Genomic DNA, 21,627 nt, shown 5'->3' on the forward strand with positions numbered 1-21,627 from the left:
CGCCACGCGCCCGCATCACGACACCGTGGTGCACCCACCGCCGCACACCCGCGGCACCACAACACCGTCGCACCCCGGCACGACCCGTGGTGCGCGGCCATCGAAAGGAATCGACAGTGACCGTTGTGCACACCGAAGCAGGAGTCTTCGGCCGATCGCACGAGTTGAGCGCCCGCGCCCACGAGCAGGTGGTGTTCTGCGAGGACGACAGGTCGGGGCTGAAGGCGATCATCGCCATCCACTCGACCGCGCTCGGCCCGGCCCTGGGCGGCACCCGCTTCTACCCCTACGCCGACGAATCCGCGGCGTTGCAGGACGTGCTGCGGCTGTCGTGGGGCATGACCAACAAGGCCGCGGCGGCCGGTGTCGACCTCGGCGGCGGCAAGGCGGTGATCATCGGCGATCCGGCGACCATGAAGAGCGCGGAGCTGCTCACCGCCTACGCCCGCTTCGTGGAAACCCTGGGCGGCCGCTACATCACTGCGGGCGACGTGGGCACGAACACCGACGACCTCGATGTCATCGGCAGGCACACCCGCTACGTCACCGGCCGCAGCGTCGCCGCGGGCGGCAGCGGGGACAGCGCCCGGCTGACCGCGCTCGGTGTCTTCCACGCCATGCGCGCCGGCGCCGAATCCGTCTGGGGCGCACCGACACTGGCCGGTCGCACGGTCGGCGTCGAGGGTGTCGGCAAGGTGGGCCGCGAGCTCACCGCGCTGCTGCTGGCCGACGGCGCCGAGGTCTGCGTCACCGATGTGAACGAGGCCGCGCTGCGGCGCATCGCCGACGAACAGCCCGCGGTACGGCTGCTGTCGACGGTCGCCACCGCGCCGGTCGACGTGTACGCCCCCTGCGCGATGGGCGCCACGCTCACCGCGGCGAGCGCGCCGACGATCGAGGCCAAGCTGATCTGCGGCGCGGCCAACAACCAGCTCGCCACCCCCGAGGTGGAGCGGGCGCTGACCGACCGCGGCATCACCTGGGTGCCCGATTTCGTGGCCAACGGCGGCGGGCTCATCCAGGTGGCGGGCGAGTTGCGCGCCGCCGCCCCGGCCGAGGTCGAGGCCGAGGTCGCCGACATCTACCCGCGCTGCCGCGAGATCATCGCCGCCGCGCTGTCGGAGGGGATCGGGACCGGCGCCGCCGCCAACCGGTTCGCCGAACGCCGCCTCGACGCCATCCCCCGGTCGCTCTGATGACGATCACGAGCGGCCTGTTCCGCACCAAGTCCGTCGAACAGTCGATCAAGGACACCGACGATCCGGATGCCAAGCTGCGCAAGGATCTCACGGCGAAGGACTTGACGATCTTCGGTGTCGCGGTGGTGATCGGCGCGGGCATCTTCACCCTGACCGCGCGCACCGCGGGCACGGTGGCGGGCCCCGCGGTCTCGCTCGCCTTCGTGTTCGCGGCGGTCGCCTGCGGGCTGACGGCGCTGTGTTACGCCGAGTTCGCCTCGACCGTGCCGGTCGCCGGAAGCGCCTACACCTTCGCCTACGCCACCTTCGGTGAAGTCATCGCCTGGATCATCGGCTGGGATCTGATCCTGGAGTTCGCGCTGGCGGTCGCGGTGGTCGCCAAGGGGTGGTCGCAGTATCTGGGCAATGTGCTCGGGTCCTCGGCGCCGGTGGTGCAGATCGGCTCGCTGCACTTCGACTGGGGCGCCGTGCTGATCATCGCGGTGGTCGGCGTGCTGCTGGCCACCGGGACCAAGCTGTCCTCGCGGGTGTCGGCCATCGCCGTCGCGATCAAGCTGGGCGTGATCGCGCTGGTGCTGGTGGTCGGCGCGACCTACTTCAAGCCCTCGAACCTGACCCCGTACATCCCGCCGTCGGCGCCGTCGGAGAAGGCCGAGGGCCTGCGGCAGTCGCTGTTCGCCTTCCTCACCGGGTCCGGTGGCACCAGCTACGGCTGGTACGGCCTGCTCGCCGCGGCCAGCCTGGTGTTCTTCGCCTTCATCGGCTTCGACGTGGTCGCCACCACCGCCGAGGAGACCCGCAACCCGCAGCGCGACATCCCGCGCGGCATCCTGGGCTCGCTCGCGATCGTGACGGTGCTCTACATCGCGGTCTCGCTGATCCTCACCGGCATGGTCCCCTACACCGCGCTGGCCGACGGCAACGCCACTCTCGCCACGGCCTTCGCCATCCACGGCGCGACCTGGGTGAAGAACATCATCGCGATCGGCGCCCTGGCCGGGCTGTCGACGGTGGTCATGGTGATGTTCCTCGGCCAGACCCGGGTGCTGTTCGCCATGGCTCGCGACGGTCTGCTGCCCCGCGGCCTCGCACAGACCGGGAAGAAGGGCACGCCCGTCCGGTTGACCGTGATCGTCGGCGTGGTCTGCGCGCTGCTGGCCGGGTTCGTCGACTTCGGCACGCTGGAGGAGATGGTCAACATCGGCACCCTGGTGGCCTTCGTGCTGGTGTCGGTCGGCGTGCTGGTGCTGCGCCGGACCCGTCCCGACCTGCCGCGCGGCTTCCGCGTCCCGTTCGTCCCGGTGGTTCCGATCCTCGGCGCGCTGGCGTGCGTGTGGCTGATGGTGAACCTCTCGATCGAGACGTGGCTGCGCTTCGTGATCTGGATGGCCCTCGGTGTCGTGGTCTACTTCGCCTACGGCCGTCGGCACTCGGTCCTCGGTCGCGGGCGGCGGGAACCGGCCGAGCCGGAGCTGACGCCGGTCCGATAGCCGAAACCCACTGGGCCGCCACCGCTCGAGCATCGAGGCGGTGGCGGCCTGGTCGGCGTCTGTGACCCGGTTGGCCAGCGCTTTCGACAGCCTGTGGCACTCAGTGCCAGCTCGGGTGAAATAATCCCCGGGACAACCAGGGCAATGCGATGTTGGGAGTTCTGCAGTGGAGTTGATCGGAGTGATCGGTGGCGGCACCATGGGTGCCGGCATCGCGGAGGTTTGTGCCAAGGCGGGCAGCCAGGTGCTCGTGCTCGAGACCAAGCCGGAGTTCGCCGAGGCGGCCGAGCAGCGGATCGCGAGCTCGATCAGCCGGGGCGTGTCCCGCGGCAAGATCACCCAGGAGGAGGCCGACGCGGCGATCGCGCGCGTGCGGGTCACCCTGGACATCGACGAGTTCGCCGACCGCGACCTGGTGATCGAGGCCGCGCCGGAGATCGAGTCGGTGAAGTACGAGATCTTCGGCAAGCTCGACAAGATCGTCAAGCCCGAGGGCATCCTCGCCACCAACACCTCCTCCATCCCGGTGATCAAGGTGGCAGGCGCCACCGAGCGGCCCGAGCGTGTGGTCGGCGTGCACTTCTTCAACCCGGTGCCGGTGATGCCGCTGGTCGAGATCATCTCGACCCTGGTGACCGCGCCGGAGGCGGCCGCGGCCGTCACCGACTACGCCAAGAACACCCTGGGCAAGATGACCGTGCAGGCCGGTGACCGCTCCGGCTTCATCGTCAACGCCCTGCTCATCCCCTACCTGTGCTCGGCCATCCGGATGCTCGAGTCCGGCTACGCCACCGCCGAGGACATCGACGCGGCCATGAAGGGCGGCTGCGGCTACCCGATGGGCCCGCTGACCCTGCTCGACACCGTCGGCCTCGACATCGCCCTGGCCGCCTCGGAGTCGCTGTACGCCGAGTTCGCCGAGCCGCACCTCGCCCCGCCCGCGCTGCTGCGCCGGATGGTCGACGCGGGCCGCCTCGGCCGCAAGTCCGGCCGCGGGTTCTACGACTACGCGAAGTGATCGCGTCCCGCGGGAGTCGCCTCGGCGGCTCCCGCGGGGTGTGCGGGCCGGACCAGCACCCGCTGGGCCGCCGCGGTGAGCAGATCGATGAGGTCGCGGTCGTGCACCGGTAGCCGCCCGGTCGTGCCGATCGCCGCCAGCGCGCCCGCGACGGTACCGTCGGCCGCGCGCACCGGCACCGCGACCGCGCTGCGACCGACCCGGCATTCGTTCACCTCGGTGGCGACGGCCCGCGCGTCGACCCGCCGCAGTTCCGCGGCGAGCTCGGCCGGGGAGGTGATCGTGAAGGTCGTCACCCGGCGCAGTGGTCCCTCGGCGAGCTCGGGATGCCGGGTCATCAGCACCTTGCCGATCGCGGACGCGTGCGGATGCCGGACCAGGACCTTCTCCCCGCTCAGCTCGTGATCGGGGTCCCTGTCGATCATCCGGATCCGGCGGCCGGTGAACGCGGCGAGGTGGATGCCGAAGCGCACCTGGGCGCGCAGTTCGGCGAGCACCCGATGGTGGTCGGCCGCGGGTTCGGCTGCGGCACCGGCCAGTTCGCGGGTGCGGCGGCCGAGCGCGAAGCCCGAGAGGTCCTCGATGCGCACCAGATAGCCGTCGGCGACGAGCAGATTCAGCAATCGGTAGGCCGTCGCCGGGGCGATCCCGGTCTGCGTGGCGATCTCCTTCGCGGTGGCGCCCGAGCCGAGCCGGGCCACCGCTTCGAGCAGCGCGAGCGCCTTCTGGACCGCGCGCGGCTCGTGTCCGCTCGGGCCGTCCCGGCGGGTCGCCGTCGTCACTGTTCGCCACGGCCGGCCCGCGGCACCCCGACCAGGGCGATCGCACCACGGGCGTTGACGGCGAACACCCCGGCGCCCGGCAGCACGTCGACCGATTCGGGGCTGTCGAAAACCCCGATGGCGGTGAGACTTCGGGGGTGGGTCAGCCGGAGATAGCGGTACCAGCACGCGCCGATCGCCAGGACGACGACGATCAGCGTGGGCGCGGCGACGACACCGTGCCGCGCGTCGGAGAACGTCAGGTACACGAGCACGACGGCGAGCACCGAACTCGCGCCCCACCCCGCGCAGCGGTCCAGCCGGCTCAGCTCATCGATGCGGCCCAGGAACAGCACCGCGGCCACCGCGACCAGGATGTAGGACAGCGCGAGCGCGGTCCGGACGACCGTCTTCACCGACGGCGGCACCCCGTCCAGCGCCACGAACAGCAGGCCGACGACCGTGACCGTGCCGATGATCGCGAGCAACGCGACGTGCGGGGTCCGCAGCCGCGCGCCCACCCGGCCGAAGACCCGTGGCAGCACACCCTCCACGCTCATCGAATAGACCAGCCGCGACGCGGCATTCGACGACGCCATCGACGAACCGAGCCACGAACAGGTGAGCCCCGCGTCGAGCAGGATCACCACGAGCAGGCTCGATCCCCCGGCTGTCCCGTGCAGATACGCGTTGACCACCGCTCCCGCGTGCCCGGACCAGGCCGCCCAGGACGCGAAGATGAACAGCGCGCCGCACAGGATCGGCGTCCACAGCACGGTGCGGGTCACCGTCACCAGCGGACGCCGGGTCTCCGGCGCGAAGAACGTCGCGCTCTCGAATCCGGCCAGCGCGAACAACGCCGACAGCGCGATCGCCAGCACCGCGGGCACATTCGGCGCGTCCGGGATGACCGGCACCGCGGGCCCCGACACCAGCATCAGGCCGATGATGAAGCTCAGCGAGCACGCCTCGACCGCCAGGATCGCGATCGCCGCGAACCGCACACCGCGCACCAGCACGGCGCCGATCAGGACCGCGATGCCGAGGTAGACCGCGCCGATCCCCCAGCCGCGCACGGTGATTCCGAGCTGCGCCGCCAGCGCCAGCACGGTCTGCGAGCCGTGATACATCGTCAGCGCGGCGCTGCCCAGGTATTTCACGAGCATGCCGACACCGCAGGTCAGCGCCGCCCGCGGCCCGGCGCCGTGACTGACGAAGGTGTAGAGCCCACCCGCCGCGGACAGCCGCCGGGTGAATTGCGCCAGGCAGTGCGCGATCAGGGTGACGACCACGGTCGCGACGACGATGGTGACCAGGCCGGGCAGCAGCGCGTTGTGGGTGAGCATGGTGACCGGCAGCAGCACCATCGAGGCGGCGGGCGCGGTCGTGGCCACCGACTGCCCGAGCAGCGCGATCCCCGAGAGTTGCCTGCGCCCCAGCGCGCGCAACGGCGACACCGCGGGCCGCTCGGGTTCGTCCGCCGCGAACGACCTCGCGACCGCGTCGGCCAGAGCAGTCACCACACACCTCCCACGCCGGCGACGCGTGCCCGCCGGTGCGGGCGACCCTAACCAGGCCGGGTTTCGGCGATATTGCGGTGGTGAGTCCGTCGGCGCACGCCGAGTGAGAACGGGCCGCCGCGCCTCTCACTCGCCGACCGGTGAACGTTTTCCCCGGCGTAGCGCCACCGCCCCACCCTCCTTCGAGACTGTCGCAGAACGGACATCGCGGATCAGCGGACGGAGCGGCCCATGGCAGTCACCAGAAGATCATTCATGCAGAGTCTCGGGGTCACCGGCGGCGCGGGCCTCGCCTACGGCGCGCTGTCGACGCTGGGGCTCGCGCCCGCCACCGCGCAGGTACCGTTCCGGTCCCCCGCCATGGGCGATCTCATCGGCAAGGCGGGGTCGGGCGCGTCCGTCGTGATTCTCGGCGGTGGGCCCGCCGGGCTTTGCGCGGCCTACGAATTGGGCAAGGCGGGCTACGACGTCACCGTGCTCGAGGCCAGGAAGCGGCCGGGCGGGCGGGTGTGGTCGGTGCGTAACGGCACCACCGAAACCGACCTCAACGGCGAAACCCAGACCTGCACTTTCGCCGAGGGGCACTACTTCAATCTGGGGGCCACGCGTATTCCGCAGGGCCACATCACCCTCGACTACTGTCGCGAACTCGGCGTCGAGGTCCAGCCCTTCGGCAATCAGAACGCCAACACACTGGTCAACTACCAGAGCGCGACGCCGATCTCCGGGCAGTCGGTGCAGTACCGCGCGGCGAAGGCCGACATGTACGGCTACCTGTCGGAGCTGTTGCAGAAGGCCGCGTCGCGGGGCGCGCTCGACGATGTGCTGACCGGCGACGACAAGGAAGCGCTGGCGTCGTTCCTGCGCGATTTCGGCGATCTGTCCAGTGACGGCCGCTATCTCGGCTCGACCCGGCGCGGCTACGAGTCCGAGCCCGGCGCCGGTCTGAACTTCGGCGACCAGCGCAAGCCCTTCGCCATGTCCGACACTATCCGCAGTGGTCTGGGCCGCAACTTCAGCTTCGAGTTCGGCTACGACCAGGCCATGATGATGATGACCCCGGTCGGCGGCATGGACCGCATCTACACCGCCTTCCAGCGCGCGATCGGCAACGACCGGATCCGGTTCGGCGCCGAGGTGTCGGCCCTGCGCAACACCCCGGGCGGGGTCCGGGTCGAGTACACCCGCGACGGCGCGAAGCAGGCCGTCGACGCCGACTACTGCATCTGCACGCTGCCCCCGAATCTCGTCGGGCGCCTGGCCACCAACCTGCCCGCCGACGTGCTGACCGCGTTGAAGGCGGCGGTGCCGGTGTCCTCCGGCAAGCTCGGCATCGAGTACTCGCGGCGCTGGTGGGAGCTGGAGGACCGGATCTACGGCGGCGCGACCAACACCGACAAGGACATCGCGCAGATCATGTTCCCGTACGACCACTACCACGGCGAACGCGGCGTGGTGGTCGGCTACTACAACACCGGCAAGCGGCACCAGGCCTTCGAATCCCTCACGCACCGGCAGCGATTGGCGAAGGCGGTCGCGGAGGGCTCGGCGATCCACGGCGAGAAGTACGGGCGCGACATCGCCTCCGCGTTCTCCGGCAGCTGGCGGCGCACCCGGTATTCCGAGGGCGCGTGGGTCGGCTGGTCGGGCAGCGACGCGCACGGCGGCGTGGCAACGCCGGAGTACACCAAGCTGCTCGCGCCGGTCGAGCGGGTGTATTTCGCCGGGGACCACCTGTCCAACGCGATCGCCTGGCAGCACGGGGCCTTCACCTCGGCCCGCGATGTCGTGACCGCCCTGCACGCCCGCGTCGCGGCCTGACCCACCCTTCCGGACAAGGAGAACCGACCATGAAGACCCTGATCAGTGCGACCGCGGCGACCGTCGTAGCGCTCACTCTCACCGGCTGCACCGCCGACTCCGACGCCGCCGAGGCCCCGAAGCAGCCGCCGAGCTCCTCGATTCTGGAAGCGGGACAGGCCAATCCGATGATCGCGCAGGGTGTGGTGATCGCCGCCGACGCCGCCGTCTACAAGACCAGCGGGATCGGACCGACCGCGCTCAACACGGCGGCGCCGGCGGGCAGTCCCGAATCCTTCATCGACACCCAGCAATTCGCCGGTGGCAAGCTGGCACCCGGCGTGAGCGTCACCGAGGCGCAGGGGATGTCGGTGCTGGCCAGGATCAGGGAGAACCTGGAGGCCCGCGGACTGACCCTGGACAACGTGGTCACCATGCGGGTGTTCCTCGACAACGCGCCCGGCACCGATCGCGCCGACTACGCGGGCTGGAACCGGGCCTACCGCCAGTTCTTCGCCAACACGAACCTCGACACCGGCGACACCGAGCTGGTCCCGCTCGGCACCGCCGCCCCGGCCGCTCCCCTGGTCCGTAATGCCGCGCGGCCGAGCAGGTTCGCGCTCGAGGTGGCGAGCCTGCCGGTCGCGGGCTGGCTGGTCGAGGTGGAGGTCGACGCGGTGTTCCCGGCCGGCTAGGCCGGGGTCAGGCTGTCCGCGCCGGGGGACGGGAAGAAGCCGACCGCGATGTAGTGGTCGAAGTAGCGGCTGATCACCGTCGCGTCGACCGCGGGGAACTCGATCGGCAGGCCCCGGTACGGCTCGGCCGGGGCCGCCGATTCGACCGCGCTCAGCACCGTCGCCGGGGTCGCCGCGGCGATCGCGGCGGCGTAGTTGCCGCTCAGGGCCGAGGCGCGGGCCAGGATCGGGTCGGCGTCCACGCGTTCGGCGGCGGTGGTCAGGGTCAGGCCGAACTCCATCGGGTCGATGAAGTCGAACCGGTAGTGGCGGCGCAGGATCTCCTCGTAGACCACCTGCAGCGGCACCTGGGCGCCCGCCGCGCGATAGGTGTTGCCGATCGCGGCGGCGTCCCGGGACTGGCGGACGATGCCCGCCGCGACATGGTCGACCGGGGCCATCTCGACCCCGATCGCGCGCACGTCGACGGCGACGCCGAGCACCAGCATGGCGCGCAGCATGGTCCACCAGGCGTCCTCGGCCGGGGCGACGCCGGTCCTGGAGTCGCCGGTGATCAGGCCGGGCCGGTAGACGGCGACAGGGATACCGCGCTCGATCGCGGTGTGCACCAGCTGTTCGGCGACCCACTTGGTCATCGCGTAGCCGGGCAGCCCGCCGGGCACCCCGCTGTCCTGTGGGATACCGGCCAGCACCGACAGCGTCGAGACGTAGTGGATCGGCTTGACCCGGGTGGTGGTCGCCAGGCGCAGCACCTCGGTGGTGCCGCCGACATTGGCCTCGCGCATCCGGGCATACGGCTCGAGGTGGTTGACCAGCGCGCCGTTGTGATAGATCGCGTCGATCCGGTCGGCCAGTTCGGCGAAGCGCCGCGGCTCGATGCCCAGCCGGGGCTGCGCGAGATCACCTGGTACGCCGACGATCCGGTCCAGGTGGGGCCGCAGGTCGATGCTGTACTTCGCGGCGGTGGCGACGATCCGGTCCACCGCGCTCGCGTCGTCGGTGGCGCGGACCAGGCAGTGGATGGTGGCCCCGGTCTGCTCGAGCAGTTCGCGCAGCAGGAAGCTGCCGAGGAAACCGGTGGCGCCGGTGAGCAGCAGAGTCGCCGGGTCGCCCGCGCGCCGCGGCGCGCAGCCGGTGAGGTCGATCGCGGGGTCGAGCACGGCGTCGGCGGCCGGATCGGGGCCGGCCGCCGAGGCCGAGGACTCGTCGCGCACGGCCAGCGCCAGATCGCTGACCAGCGGATAGCTGAACAGCAGCCGCAGCGGCACCTCGATGCCGAGGCGCTCGGCCAGCGCGGCGCGCACCCGGATCGCCGAGAGCGAGGTGCCGCCGAGGACGAAGAAGTCGTCGTCGCGGCCGACCCGCTCCAGCTCGAGGACCTGCGCGAACACCGCCGCCACGATCTCCTCGTCGGCGGTCGCCGGCGCCTGGTACTCGCGCAGCTCCACCGGGGGCGCGGGCAGCGCCTTGCGGTCGAGCTTGCCGGTGGCGCCGAGCGGGAACTCGTCGAGCTCGAGCAGCCGGTGCGGAATCATGTACGGCGGCAACAGGGTCCGGATCGTCGCCTGCACGTCGGCGAGGTCGACGGCCTGTCCGGCCGCCGGGGTGACATAGCCGACGAGCTGTTCGTGGTGCACCGTCACCGCGGCGCCCGCGACGGCCGGATGCGCGCGCAGCGCGGCCTCGATCTCGCCGGGCTCGATGCGCAGGCCGTGCAGTTTGAGCTGGACGTCGGTGCGGCCCAGGTAGGTCAGGTCGCCCGAGGGGAGCCTGCGGACCAGGTCGCCGGTGCGGTACATGCGCTCGCCGACGGGACCGTACGGGTCGGCGACGAAACGCTCGGTCGTCTTGTCCGGGCTGCCGAGGTAGCCGCGCGCCAGCTGCGCGCCGGCCAGATACAGCTCACCGGGCGTGCCGACCGGCACCGGCTGCAACCGGGCGTCGAGGACGTAGGCGCGGGAGTTCCAGTGCGGCTTGCCGATCGGGACGATCCCGTCGCCGATCTCGGTCACATCGGCGGCGGTGATGGACACCGTCGCCTCGGTGGGGCCGTACAGGTTGTGCAGCCTGCCCGCGGTGGCGGTGGTGAAGCGGGCGATGGTGGCGTTGGGCAGCGCCTCGCCGCCGACCCACACCGCGCGCAGCGAACGCAGCGTGCCGGACGGCGCCGCCTCGAGCAGCATCTGCAGCACGGACGGCACGATCGTGGTGCCGGTGACCCGGTGCCGCGCGACGAGCCCGGCGAGGTACGCCGGGTCGGTGAGTCCGTGCGCGGCGGCCACGATCATGTGCGCGCCCGCGCGCAGCGGGGTCGCGAAGCCGATCATCGAGGCGTCGAACGTCCACGGAATCGATTGCAGGACGGTGTCGTTCGTGCCCACCGCGTAGTCGCCGACCATGAACGCCGCCTGGTTGACGATGGCCGAGTGCGGCACCCCGACGCCCTTGGGCTTGCCGGTGGACCCGGAGGTGAAGATGACGTACGCCAGATCCAGCGTGCGCAGCGGGCGGAGCCGGTCGGCGTCGGTCAGCGGTCGGTCCGGGAAGGCCGACAGCGCACCGGATGTCGCGACCAGGTCGACCGAGACGACCGGCAGTCCGACGACGTCGACGGTGTCGGGCACCGTGGTCAGCACGCAGACCGGGCGGGCGACGGACAGGATGTCGGCGCGGCGGTCGGCCGGGGCGTCCGGGTCGATCGGCACGTAGGCGCCACCGGCCGTGAAGACCGCGTACATGGCGACGACCAGGTCGATCGACGGCCGGATCGCGACCGCCACGGTCGCGGCGGGTCCGACGCCGGTGGCGACGAGCAGCCGGGCCAGCCGGTTGACCCGGCTCGCGAGTTCGCCGTAGGTCAGTGTCGTCTCGGCGAAGGTGACCGCGGGCGCGTCCGGGCGCAGCAGCGCCTGCGTCTGGACGGCCTCGGCCAGGGTCGCTTCCGGCACCAGCCGCACGTCCCCCGCGGGTTCGGCGCGCTCGGCCGCCGTCAGCAGCGGCAGATCGCCGACCGGCCGGTGCGGCGCGGCGACGGCGGCGGCCAGCAGCCCGACCAGGCGCTGGCCGAGCCGCGCCATGGTCGACTCGTCGAACAGGTCGGTGGCATAGCGCCAGGAGCAGCGCAGTCCGGCGGGGCCCGCCGCGTCCTCCTGCGGGACGACGGTCAGCTGCAGGTCGACCGGTGCGACCTCGTCGCCCAGGTCGACGGCCGAGACCACCAGATCGGGCAGTTCCAGCCGGGCGCCGCCGAAGTTCTGGAACGACAGCGCCACCTGGTAGAGCGGGTGGTGCGCCTGGGTGCGCGGCGGATCCAGTTCGGCGACAAGGCGTTCGAACGGCACGTCGGCGTTGGCGAAGGCGGCCAGGTCGGTCTCGCGGACCCGATCCAGCAGGGCGGTGAAGGGCTCGGCGGCGTCGATCCGGGTGCGCAGCACGACGGTGTTGACGAACATGCCGACCAGGTCGTCGAGTTCGGGCTCACCACGGCCCGCGACCGGTGCGCCGACGGTGACGTCATCGGTGCCCGCGACGCGCGCCAGCAGCACCGACAGCGCGGCCCGCACCACCATGAACAGCGACGCGTTGTGTTCGCGCGCCAGGGTTTCCAGCGCCTGATGCAGCGACGCGTCGAGCGCGAAGTGGTGCGCGGCGCCACGACTGCCCGCGACGGGTGGCCGCGGCCGGTCGGTGGGCAGCTCCAGCAGGGTCGGCGTGCCCGCGAGTTCTGTTCGCCAGTAGCCGAGCTGCTGGGCCAGCAGCGAACCGGAATCCTCGGCAGCGCCGAGCATCTCCTGCTGCCAGAGGGTGTAGTCGGCGTACTGCACCGGCAGCGGCGCCCAGTCCGGCGCCGCGCCGTGGGTACGGGCGGCGTAGGCGGTCACCAGGTCGCGGGTGAGCGGGGCCAGGGAGAAACCGTCGGTGGCGATGTGGTGTACCACCACGGCGAGCACGTGCTCGGTCGCCGAGAGCTGGAACAGGGCGGCGCGCACGGGAACTCGCGCGCAGACGTCGAAGCCGCCGAAGGTCAGCCGGGCCAGCTCCATCCGCAGGTCGGCCTCGGCGATCGCGGTGGCGACCACGTCGAGTCCGGCCTCGGCGACCGGCAGCACCCGCTGGTAGCCCTGGCCGTCGTACTCGGGGTACACGGTGCGCAGGACCTCGTGGCGGTCGAGGACGTCGTCGAGAGCGGCGGTCAGCGCCGCGGTGTCGAGCGGGCCGGACAGGCGCAGCGCGACCGGGATGTTGTACGCGCTGGACCCGGGGTCGAGCCGGGCCATGAACCACATGCGCTGCTGGGCGAGCGAGAGCGGGACCCGCTCGCCGCGCTCGCGCCGGGTCAGCGGCACCCGCACGGCGGCGTCGCCGACGAGCGCGTCGAGGGCGGCGGCCAGCGCGGCGACGGTGCCGTGTTCGAAGACGGTGCGGGCGGGCACCCGCACGCCGGTGCTCGCGCCGAGGCGGCCCGCCAGCCGGGTGGCGAGCAGGGAGTTGCCGCCGAGGGCGAAGAAGTCGTCGTCGCGGCCGACCGCGTCGGCGCCGAGCAGATCGGCGAAGACCTCGGCGACCGACTCCTCGGTGCCGGTGCGCGGGGCCTCGAACGCGCGGGCGGTCAGCTCGGGTTCGGGCAGGGCCCGGTAGTCGAGCTTGCCGACCGGGGTCAGCGGCAGCCGCTCGAGCGGCACGATGGCCGCGGGGACGGCGTGCGCGGGCAGCCGCTGCTCGGCCAGGCGGGTCAGCGCGACCGGGTCGACCGTCGCGCCCGCCGCTGCCACGACGTACGCGACGAGCGCGTCCACGCCGCTGGGCAGGGTCCGCACCAGGGTGGTGGCGAAGCGGACCGACGCGTCGGTGGTGAGCACCGCGTCGATCTCGCCCAGCTCGATGCGGAAGCCACGCAGTTTGACCTGGGCGTCGGTGCGGCCGAGGAAGGTCAGCTGGGGATCGCCGTCGGCGGTGAGCTCCCATTTCACCAGGTCGCCGGTGCGGTAGAGCCTGCCGCCGGTGATCGGGTCGGCGACGAAGCGGGCCGCGGTCAGCCCGGCGCGCTCGTGGTAGCCACGCGCCAGGCCGGGACCGGCCAGGTACAGCTCGCCCGGGGTGCGGTCCGGCACCGGCCGCAGCCGCGCGTCGAGCACGACGGCGGTCATGCCGGGGATGGGACCGCCGATGGTGATCAGCTCACCGGGGGCCAGCGGATCGCTGATCGAGGCCGCCACGGTGGTCTCGGTCGGGCCGTAGAGGTTGTAGAAGTTGCGCCCTGGCGACCAGCGCGCGATCAGTTCCGGCGGGCAGGCCTCGCCGCCGACCACGATCGCGGCCAGCTCCGGCAGGCCCGATCCGTCGACACCGGCGAGCGCGGCCGGGGTGATGAAGGCGTGGGTCACCCGTTCGGCGCGCAACAGGTCGGTCAGTTCGTCGCCGCCGTAGATGTCGGGCGGCGCGATGACCATCGTCGAGCCCGCGCCGATGGCGAGGAGCAGTTCCAGGATGCTGGCGTCGAAGCTGGGCGAGGCGAAGTGCAGCGTGCGGGACGCCCCGGTGATCCGGAAGCGGCGGATCTGCTCGGCACACAGACCGGCCAGGCCGGTGTGGGTGACGGCGACGCCCTTCGGCACGCCGGTCGAGCCGGAGGTGTAGATGATGTAGGCGATGTCCTCGCCGAACAGCCTGCGGGTGCGGTCGGTGGCGACCACCGGGGCGTCCGAGGCGTGTTCGAGCTCGGCGCGGCAGGCGGCGGAATCCAGCGCCAGCCAGCGCAATCGGGCGTCGAGCCGGTCGGCGTCGGCGGCCAGGGCGACGCCGAATCCGGCGCCGGAGTCGGTGAGCATGTGCGCGACCCGTTCGGCCGGGTAGCGCGGGTCGACGGGCACGAACGCGGCACCGGTCTTGGCCACCGCCCACAGCGCCACCATCGACTCGATCGAGCGGGTCAGCGCCAGGACCACCCGGTCACCGGGGCCGACGCCGCGCCCGATCAGCACCCGGGCCAGCTGCGAGGACTGCTGGTCGAGTTCGGTGTAGGTGAGCACGCGTCCGGCCAGGCTCAGCGCGGGGGCCTCCGGCGCGCGTTCGACGGCGGCCATCAGCAATCGGGGCAGGGTGGACACCGGCGATCGACGGCCGCGGCGCGCGGCGGGACGACGTACGCCAGAAGCTTGCTCGGTCACCGGTAATGCTTCCCTTCACCATCGATCACCCCTGCGATCGAACTGTCGAATGTCGCCTGGACTCTCGGCTACACCGGGGGTATCGGGAAAATCCTGCGTGACGGTACCGCAAATATCTCATCAATTTCGGCGCGGCGGCAATGTAGAGGTTTCAGCTCACAACAGATGGGTATAGCCAACTGCCCAGTATGTAATCCACGTCATACGCAGGTCATATGCTGTGCGAACGACTTTCGCTGCGGACACGAATGTTTCACTTTTCGGGCACACCCGCCGCCGGGCACGGACCTGCGAATTCTCCGCAATCCGAAACGCGCGAACACCTCTACCGGAGACCGCGAGCGCGATCTCCGGTAGAGGTGAATGGGACCGAGTTTCGGTTACCAGGCGGTAGCGGAAACTTTCTCCGTCGCCTGCTGATCGACCGACGGATCCTGCACGCGGGTGTTGCCCGCTTCGATCCACTCGGTGTCGAGCACGCCGTGCCGGGAGCGGTCGGTGCCGCGCACGGCGGCCTCGCACCGTCGGGCGAGATCACGGCGATCCAGGCCGGGGTGCTCGAGCGGCTCGAGCGAGATCTCGACGACCATGCCGCGGCTGCGCAGCACCCGCTTCGCCGAATCGGCGAAGGTGTCCTCGCCGACGAAGCCCGGCACCGTGCACGGCACTCCGTGCCGGTCGAGATAGCGCAGCCGGACCGGCTGCACGGGGGTGGTGGTGTCGATCGCGGCCTGGAACATGGCCGGGCGCATCGAGCCGTAGGCCCGGCCGCACCAGGTGGTGCCCTCGGGGAAGACCGCGATCCGATTGCCCTCGGCCAGCCGCTGCCCGACCTGGCCGACCACGCCGGGCAGCTCGCGCAGGCGGGCCCGCTCGATCGGGATCACCCGGGTGAGCTGGGCGAGCTTGCCCAGCACCGGCCAGTCGACCATGTCGGCCCTGGCGACGAAGCTGACCGGCTGCACCGCGGCCAGCGCGACCACGTCGGCCCAGCCGATGTGCCCGGTCACCACCATCACCGGAGTGCCCGGGTCGGCGAAGCCCGCCGTCGACGCGCCCTGCTCGGCCGAGCGGTTGTCGACGATGCGCAGCCGCATCCCCAGGCAGCCGAGCGCGGCGCGGGCGTACCGGCGCTGCAGGTTCTCCCGGCGGGACTTCGGCGTGGCCGCGGTCAGCACGGGGAAACTGAACACCAGGCCGATGATCCCGGCCAGCCGGGCGATCATCCTGGCGGTACCGACCTCGTCGATCGGTTCGATGCAGCGTGAACCACAGGGGCTCGACGGCATCCACGAGTGCGAGTGGGTGGCGGGCGGCGCGTCGAACACCATGATGGTTACTTCCCGTCGAAATTGGCGGCCGCGCTCTGCAGCCGCTCCAGATACCGGGTGTTGATGGTTTCCAGGCCGAGCAGCGCGACGAAGTCGGCGACGGCGAAGTCGGGGTCGTGCGCCGGTTCGCCGCAGATCTCGGCGCCCAGGCGCAGGTAGCCGCGCAGCAGCGGCGGGAGCTTGGGGCGGCTCGGCGGGGTCATCTCGTCGAGCGCGACACCGTCGACGACGACCGGCCGGTACGGGTGCACGCGCCGCTCGGGGTCGCACGCGTGCCTGCCCAGGAGCATGTCGCGCACGCCGCGCACATTCACCCCGGCGGGGTCCTCGGGGCCGTCCTGCATCGGCACCGAGACACAGCCCATCACCCAGTCGTAACCGGTGAGCTGGATGTAGTGCAGGATGCCCGCCCACATCAGGGTGAGCACCGAGCCGTTGCGGTGGTCGGGAACCACGCAGGCCCGGCCCATCTCGACGATCCGGTGCCCGGTCGGGTCGAGCTGGGTGAGATCGAACTCGGTCGCCGTGTAGTACCCGCCCGCGGCGGCTACCTTGTCCGGCGGCAGCATCCGGTAGCAGCCGACGAACTGCTCGGTGAACTCGTCACGGACCAGCAGGTGGTCGCAGTGCTCGTCGAACCGGTCGGCGTCCAGGCCGGTCCCGTTGTCGGGCATCCGGAACCCGGGCTCGGAGGCGAAGACCTGGAATCGGAGCCGCTGCGCGGCCTCCCTGTGCTCGGCATCGGACGCGACGACCAGACTGTACCGAGACTTCCCCACCCCGGAGTCCGGCGCCGGCGCGGTCAACACGGACGAAATTGTCATACCGCTGATGAAGCCAGTCCGAGCTGGCATCGGAGCGACACATCGGTGTCGTGTCGATGCCCGTTCGGTGAACGAGACACCCGTCACACCGCGCGTTCACCGATGCGCTGCTCAGCGTTCGCCCACCTGCGGGTTTCTAGCCGAACAGGCCGGTTTCGGGGCCGGATCTGGCCGCGCGACCCGGCCTGGCGACCCGCATTCCGATGCCCCGGAACGACAATCGGCCCGCCGTGTGACAGCGGGCCGATCGCGGGGTGCTCAGGCGGCCGAGCGCGCCGGTTCGGTGCTCTTCGCGGTCCGCTCGGCCTCGTCGAAGCCGGGGCGGGCGGTGCCGATGAAGGCCACCAGCCACGAGGCGACCGCGGCGAAGCGGTTGCGGAAGCCGACCAGATACATCAGGTGCACGGCCAGCCACATCGCCCAGGCGACGGTGCCGCGGAAGCTGATCCGGTCGTTGAGCTTCACGACGGCGCTGAAGCGGCTGATCACCGCCATGCTGCCCTTGTCCCAGTAGACGAACGGCGTGCCCGCGTCCTTCTTGCGCCGGATGATGTCGGCGGCGTGGCGGCCCTCCTGCATGGCGACCGGCGACTGGCCGGGGTAGCCGTTGAGCGAGGTCATGTCGCCGATGGCGTAGATGTCGGCGTGGCCGCCGACGGTCAGGTCCGGGTTGATCAGCAGCCTGCCCGCGCGGTCGGTCTCGGCGCCGGTGGCCTCGGCCAGCAGCGCCGCGAACCCGCCCGCCTGCACACCGGCCGACCACACCACGGTCTCGGCGGCGATACCGCGCTCGATACCCTCGGCGTCCTTGACCGTCACCTTGCCCTCGTCGATATCGGTGACGAAGGTGCCCAGCAGCACCTCGACGCCGCTGTCGGTCAGCGAGCGCTTCGCGTACTCCGAGAGCCCGCCGCCGAACGGGGGCAGCACGGCGCCCGCGCCCTCGACCAGGGTCACCGAGACCTCCTGGTGGAAGTGCCGCTTGGCGAGCTCCTTGATCTGGCCCGCCACCTCGACGCCGGTCGCGCCCGCGCCGACCACGACGAAGCTGAGCAGCCTGCGCCGGGTCGCCTCGTCGGCGCCCTGCGCCGCGGCGAACACCGAGGCGATCTGGTCGCGCAGCCGCTGGGCGTCGTCGATGGTCTTGAGCGAGAAGGTCTTGTCGGCGAAGTCGTCACGGCCGAAGTAGCTCTGGCTGGCGCCGGTGGCCGCGATCAGCGAGCCGTAGCTGATCTGGCGGGTACCCTCGGCGGTCTCGTAGGTGAGCACGGCGGCCTCGGCGTCGATCGCGGTGACCTTGCCGAGCCGGACGTCGGCCTCGGGGTGGCGGCGCAGTACGTTCTTGATCGGCGGCGCGATCTCCTCGGGCGCGAGCACGCCGGTGGCCACCTGGTAGAGCAGCGGCTGGAACAGGTGCTCGGGCGTGCTCGAGATCAGGACGTAGTTGATTCGTGACTTGCTCAGTTGCTTGGCCGCGGCGAGTCCGCCGAAGCCCGAACCGACGATGACGACATCCGTGTGTTCCATGATCGCGCGCTCCAAGATCGGTAATGAGTCCTTTCATATGAGTAAACGCGATGCGGAACGCAGATGTTTCCAGTGTTTGGGCGCATACTGAAGATGACTCTTATCTGTATAACTAATCAATAGGAGGGACCTGGTGGAACTTCGCCAGCTGGCGTACTTCGTCGCGGTGTGTGAGGAGCTCAGTTTCAGCCGTGCCGCGAGCCGCTGCTTCATCTCCCAATCCGCGATCAGCCACCAGATCGCGAGACTCGAACGTGACCTCGGCGCCCAGCTGTTCGAGCGCACGACCCGCGCCGTCGTGCCCACCGACGCCACCCTGCGGCTGCTGCCGCTGGCCAAGCAGATGCTGAGTCTGGAGTCCGCGATCCGCGCCGCCGTGCGCACCACCGGCCCGCGCATCCGCCTCGCCGCCAACATGTCGTTCGCGGCGCGCTCACTGTCCGCGATCGCCGCCGCCCGCGCCGCCCACCCCGACGCCGAGATCGAGTACGTCATCAAACCGTTCCGCCAGCGGATCACCGCCGTCGCCGACGGCGACTGCGATCTGGCGCTGATCCGCGGCAGTGTGGACCAACCCGGGCTGGCGGTGGAACAGCTCTGGGTGGAGGACCTGGTGATCGCGATCTCCAGCAGTCACCCGCTGGCGGGCAAGGGCGTCGTCACCCTCGCCGACCTCAGTCCCTATCCCCTGCTGCTGCCGCCCGAACAGGAACAGGTCCTCCTGCACACCCTCATCCGCTCGGCCTTCGCCGACCTGCCCGTCGGCCCCACCTTCGGTCCCCCGATCCCGCCCGACCACACCGCCACCATGGAACTGCTCAACCGCCCCGAATCCTGGACCGTCCTCTACGAGGGCCCCACCAAGGGCCTGCTCACCCTCGACCTCACCGACCACCGCCTGCGCATCCCGGTCTCGGCGGTCCTGCGCGAGGACGCCCGCCAGAATCCGATCGTCAACACCCTGCTCGACGCCCTGCACCGGCGGTAGCGGATGGTCGCCTAGCCGTCGAGCGGGACCGCCAGTGCGTGGGCGACAGCCAGGTGCAGGGGCAGGGTGTCTTCGTCGTCGTCCTCGACCGACCAGATGATCTCCTCGATCGCGCGCAGGAAGGCCCAGGCGTGCGCGCGGTCGGTGGGGATGTCGAGATGGCGGGCCGTGGTCTCGACGACGGTGCGAGCGTGCTCGGGAGTCGGTGCGGACTGGACCTGGATCATGATCAGGAAGCCCGCGTCGAAGGCGGCTTCGCCGAGGTACGGCTTCGGATCGAGGAGGAGCCACGGTTCGCGTTCGGCGGCGACGATATTGCCGAGGTGGGTGTCGCGGTTCACGACGAGCAGTGGGCCCGCGGGGACGGCGAGGCGCGAGCACCACGCCAGTGCCCGTTCGCGCAGTTCCTCCGGAAGTACCTCGGCGAGTTCGGGTTCCGGTCGCTGGAGACGTGCGGTCCACTGGGCCACCATGTCGGTCGCGGTCGGCAGGGTCGGATAGCCCGCCGGGACGCCGGTCGGCTCCCGGCGCAGCCTGCGAAGGAGCGTGCACGCCAAGCGAACCCGCTCCGCGTTCTCCGGCCGACCCTCCAGACTCGGGAACCCCGGCTGTTCGAGCAAGGGCTCACCCGGACGTGCCCACTCCATCAGCATCGCGCCGCTGTCGGCGTCGAACCGGTACAGCGTCACGGCGCCGTCGCCGCCGTAGCGGAACAGCCCGGTCGGCTCCGCGACGTTCTCCTCGTCGACCATCGGGACCTTGAGCACCGCCACCGATCCGTCGCCGCGGCGGACCGGGGCGACGAACGCGTGCGTGCCACCCTCGAACGCGGGGCCGATCACCGTCAGCTCCCAAGCCCCACACAGCTTCTCCACCAGCGCGGGCAGGTCGTCGAGCCAGCGCTGTCCCGCGGCCCCGAACACCTCCCGCACCGTCTCCTCGACCTCCGGCGGCACTTCGATCGGCAACGTCGTCACCCGCCCCACCCTGCCACGCCGGTCCCCGACGCGGCGATCACCGCCGATCCGCGCGACGGGTCGAGCCCGGCCGCGCCTCCGGGTGACTCGAAACCCGCTCGACAGCGCGGTGTCCGGCCTGCGATTCTGCCCGGATGACCGACACGCCACTACCCGATATCCCCGCCGGTTACGAGGTCTCCACCGAGACCGCCCGCATCGACGCCGCCCGCGTGCACACCTGGCTGTCCACCGACTCGTACTGGGCCATGGGCCGGACCCGCGAGCTCCAGGACCGCGCGATCGCGGAATCGCTCAATGTCGGGATCTACGACAGTGTCTCGGGCGACCAGGTCGCCTACGCCCGGGTGGTCACCGACCGGACCACCTTCGCCTGGCTCTGCGACGTCTACGTGGACCGCGCGGTCCGCGGCAAAGGCATCGGCGTCGCCCTGATCGCCGCCGTCCGCGACCACCTCGCCCCCTACGGCCTGCGCCGCATCATGCTCGCCACCGCCGACGCCCACACCCTCTACGAGAAGTTCGGCTTCGAGCCCCTCACCGACCCCGAGAAATGGATGGTCCTCGGCCGCCCGGTGCACACTCCCGACAACCACTAGCCGATCCGGCGGCAACACCTCGATCGGCACAGACGTCACCCACCGCTTGCCCGGCCTAGACGAACCCCTTCTCGACGAGTTCGAACCCGTCCGGACGAATCCGGTGCCGCTCACCCGAGCCGCCCGCCACCCGACACCAACTCGACACGTCAAGTACGTCGGCATCGGTGTCGAATTCGATCGCGAAGCCGCCGTACATGCCGGGGATCGCCGCCCACATCGTCGCACCGGGGTACTCGAGCAGCGGCGTCAGCGGCGGCGGCCGGAACCCGCATTTCCGGCAGAGGTCAAGCACCCGGCCCAAAATCACGGCGTGCAACTGACATTCGAGCTGGGCCAGCACGGTCGGATCGACCTCGCGGATCAACGAGGGCGTGAGCCGCTCGGCCAACCGATCGTGGCCGCGCGCGGCCGCGACGTCCGCAGCGGTGTCGCCATCTGCGGTCCGCAAGGTACGCCAAGCTCCCAGTTCCAGCATTCGTTCGACCACCGGCTCCGGTGCACCATGCCATGCCGCTTGATGCAACGGCGCGAATCCCGAACTGCCACCGACCCGGGTCGAATTGATAGTGCGGTCGCGGTCGGCGACCTCGAGCACGACGTCCCACTGCCCGTCTCGTGCCGCGTCGGCGAGCCGATCCCGCGCGGCGATCGAACGCTCGTCGAAGAACTCTCGCCGATACCAGCCATACCATTGGATCCCCACGGCCACAGCGTATCGCCGATGCGGC

General features: G+C 71.0%; 15 protein-coding genes. 7 read left to right on the top strand and 8 right to left on the bottom strand.

The genetic code is table 11. The features are described 5' to 3' along the window. Positions 1–116 precede the first annotated feature (116 nt). The 3 genes from AB0L91_RS03710 to AB0L91_RS03720 all read left to right on the top strand — a co-directional run bounded on the left by AB0L91_RS03710 (position 117) and on the right by AB0L91_RS03720 (position 3,707). On the top strand, positions 117–1,196 hold the full coding sequence (locus AB0L91_RS03710) for a Glu/Leu/Phe/Val dehydrogenase dimerization domain-containing protein (protein ID WP_365007123.1): 1,080 nt from the start codon (positions 117–119) through the stop codon (positions 1,194–1,196). Then, the gene (locus AB0L91_RS03715) at positions 1,196–2,689 is read left to right on the top strand and encodes an amino acid permease (RefSeq protein WP_365007124.1); all 1,494 of its coding nucleotides are present in this window, start codon (positions 1,196–1,198) and stop codon (positions 2,687–2,689) included. Before AB0L91_RS03710 ends, AB0L91_RS03715 begins: the two co-directional genes overlap by 1 nt. 166 nt (positions 2,690–2,855) lie before the next feature. After that, on the top strand, positions 2,856–3,707 hold the full coding sequence (locus AB0L91_RS03720; protein WP_365007125.1) for a 3-hydroxybutyryl-CoA dehydrogenase: 852 nt from the start codon (positions 2,856–2,858) through the stop codon (positions 3,705–3,707). Here the strand turns inward: AB0L91_RS03720 and AB0L91_RS03725 are convergent. Both AB0L91_RS03725 and AB0L91_RS03730 read right to left on the bottom strand, forming a co-directional pair. Beyond that, positions 3,695–4,489, bottom strand: a complete 795-nt coding sequence (locus AB0L91_RS03725) for a helix-turn-helix domain-containing protein (protein WP_365007126.1) — start codon at positions 4,487–4,489, stop codon at positions 3,695–3,697. The two genes, AB0L91_RS03720 and AB0L91_RS03725, sit on opposite strands and share 13 nt — an antisense overlap. After that, complete coding sequence (locus tag AB0L91_RS03730; RefSeq protein WP_365007127.1) at positions 4,486–5,988, bottom strand: APC family permease; 1,503 nt, start codon at positions 5,986–5,988, stop codon at positions 4,486–4,488. Before AB0L91_RS03730 ends, AB0L91_RS03725 begins: the two co-directional genes overlap by 4 nt. A 255-nt stretch (positions 5,989–6,243) precedes the next feature. On the opposite strand from AB0L91_RS03730, the gene AB0L91_RS03735 reads away from it, so the two are divergent. Together AB0L91_RS03735 and AB0L91_RS03740 are read left to right on the top strand one after the other, a co-directional pair. Next, positions 6,244–7,809 carry an FAD-dependent oxidoreductase gene (locus AB0L91_RS03735; RefSeq protein ID WP_365007128.1) on the top strand — a complete coding sequence of 522 codons (1,566 nt, stop codon included), beginning with the start codon at positions 6,244–6,246 and terminating at the stop codon, positions 7,807–7,809. A gap of 29 nt (positions 7,810–7,838) precedes the next feature. Beyond that, complete coding sequence (locus tag AB0L91_RS03740; protein ID WP_365007129.1) at positions 7,839–8,483, top strand: Rid family hydrolase; 645 nt, start codon at positions 7,839–7,841, stop codon at positions 8,481–8,483. Here AB0L91_RS03740 and AB0L91_RS03745 read toward each other — a convergent pair. The 4 genes from AB0L91_RS03745 to AB0L91_RS03760 form a co-directional block, all read right to left on the bottom strand. Next, entirely contained in the window at positions 8,480–14,650 is a 6,171-nt protein-coding gene (locus tag AB0L91_RS03745; RefSeq protein ID WP_365007130.1) for an amino acid adenylation domain-containing protein, read from the bottom strand. The genes AB0L91_RS03740 and AB0L91_RS03745 overlap by 4 nt on opposite strands. Positions 14,651–15,030: 380 nt before the next feature. Beyond that, a complete protein-coding gene (locus tag AB0L91_RS03750) occupies positions 15,031–15,981 on the bottom strand; it encodes a lysophospholipid acyltransferase family protein (RefSeq protein WP_365007131.1) in 951 nt (316 codons plus the stop codon). A 5-nt stretch (positions 15,982–15,986) separates the two neighbouring features. Then, positions 15,987–16,805 carry a GNAT family N-acyltransferase gene (locus tag AB0L91_RS03755; protein ID WP_365007132.1) on the bottom strand — a complete coding sequence of 273 codons (819 nt, stop codon included), beginning with the start codon at positions 16,803–16,805 and terminating at the stop codon, positions 15,987–15,989. A 258-nt stretch (positions 16,806–17,063) separates the two neighbouring features. Beyond that, the gene (locus AB0L91_RS03760) at positions 17,064–18,332 is read right to left on the bottom strand and encodes an NAD(P)/FAD-dependent oxidoreductase (RefSeq protein WP_365007133.1); all 1,269 of its coding nucleotides are present in this window, start codon (positions 18,330–18,332) and stop codon (positions 17,064–17,066) included. Between the two features lie 133 nt (positions 18,333–18,465). Between AB0L91_RS03760 and AB0L91_RS03765 the strand changes: the two genes are divergently transcribed. Then, complete coding sequence (locus AB0L91_RS03765; RefSeq protein ID WP_189027249.1) at positions 18,466–19,320, top strand: LysR family transcriptional regulator; 855 nt, start codon at positions 18,466–18,468, stop codon at positions 19,318–19,320. 11 nt (positions 19,321–19,331) lie between these two features. Here AB0L91_RS03765 and AB0L91_RS03770 read toward each other — a convergent pair whose 3' ends face one another. After that, positions 19,332–20,297: an aminoglycoside phosphotransferase family protein gene (locus AB0L91_RS03770; protein ID WP_365007134.1), complete on the bottom strand. Its 966-nt coding sequence runs from the start codon at positions 20,295–20,297 to the stop codon at positions 19,332–19,334. A gap of 134 nt (positions 20,298–20,431) precedes the next feature. Between AB0L91_RS03770 and AB0L91_RS03775 the strand changes: the two genes are divergently transcribed. Beyond that, a complete protein-coding gene (locus AB0L91_RS03775; protein WP_365007135.1) occupies positions 20,432–20,896 on the top strand; it encodes a GNAT family N-acetyltransferase in 465 nt (154 codons plus the stop codon). A 55-nt stretch (positions 20,897–20,951) separates the two neighbouring features. Here AB0L91_RS03775 and AB0L91_RS03780 read toward each other — a convergent pair whose 3' ends face one another. Next, positions 20,952–21,608 (bottom strand): hypothetical protein, encoded by a 657-nt coding sequence (locus AB0L91_RS03780; protein ID WP_365007136.1) that lies wholly within the window; start codon positions 21,606–21,608, stop codon positions 20,952–20,954. Positions 21,609–21,627: the final 19 nt, after the last annotated feature.

The organism is Nocardia sp. NPDC051833 (assembly GCF_040681225.1).
Lineage (GTDB): Bacteria > Actinomycetota > Actinomycetes > Mycobacteriales > Mycobacteriaceae > Nocardia.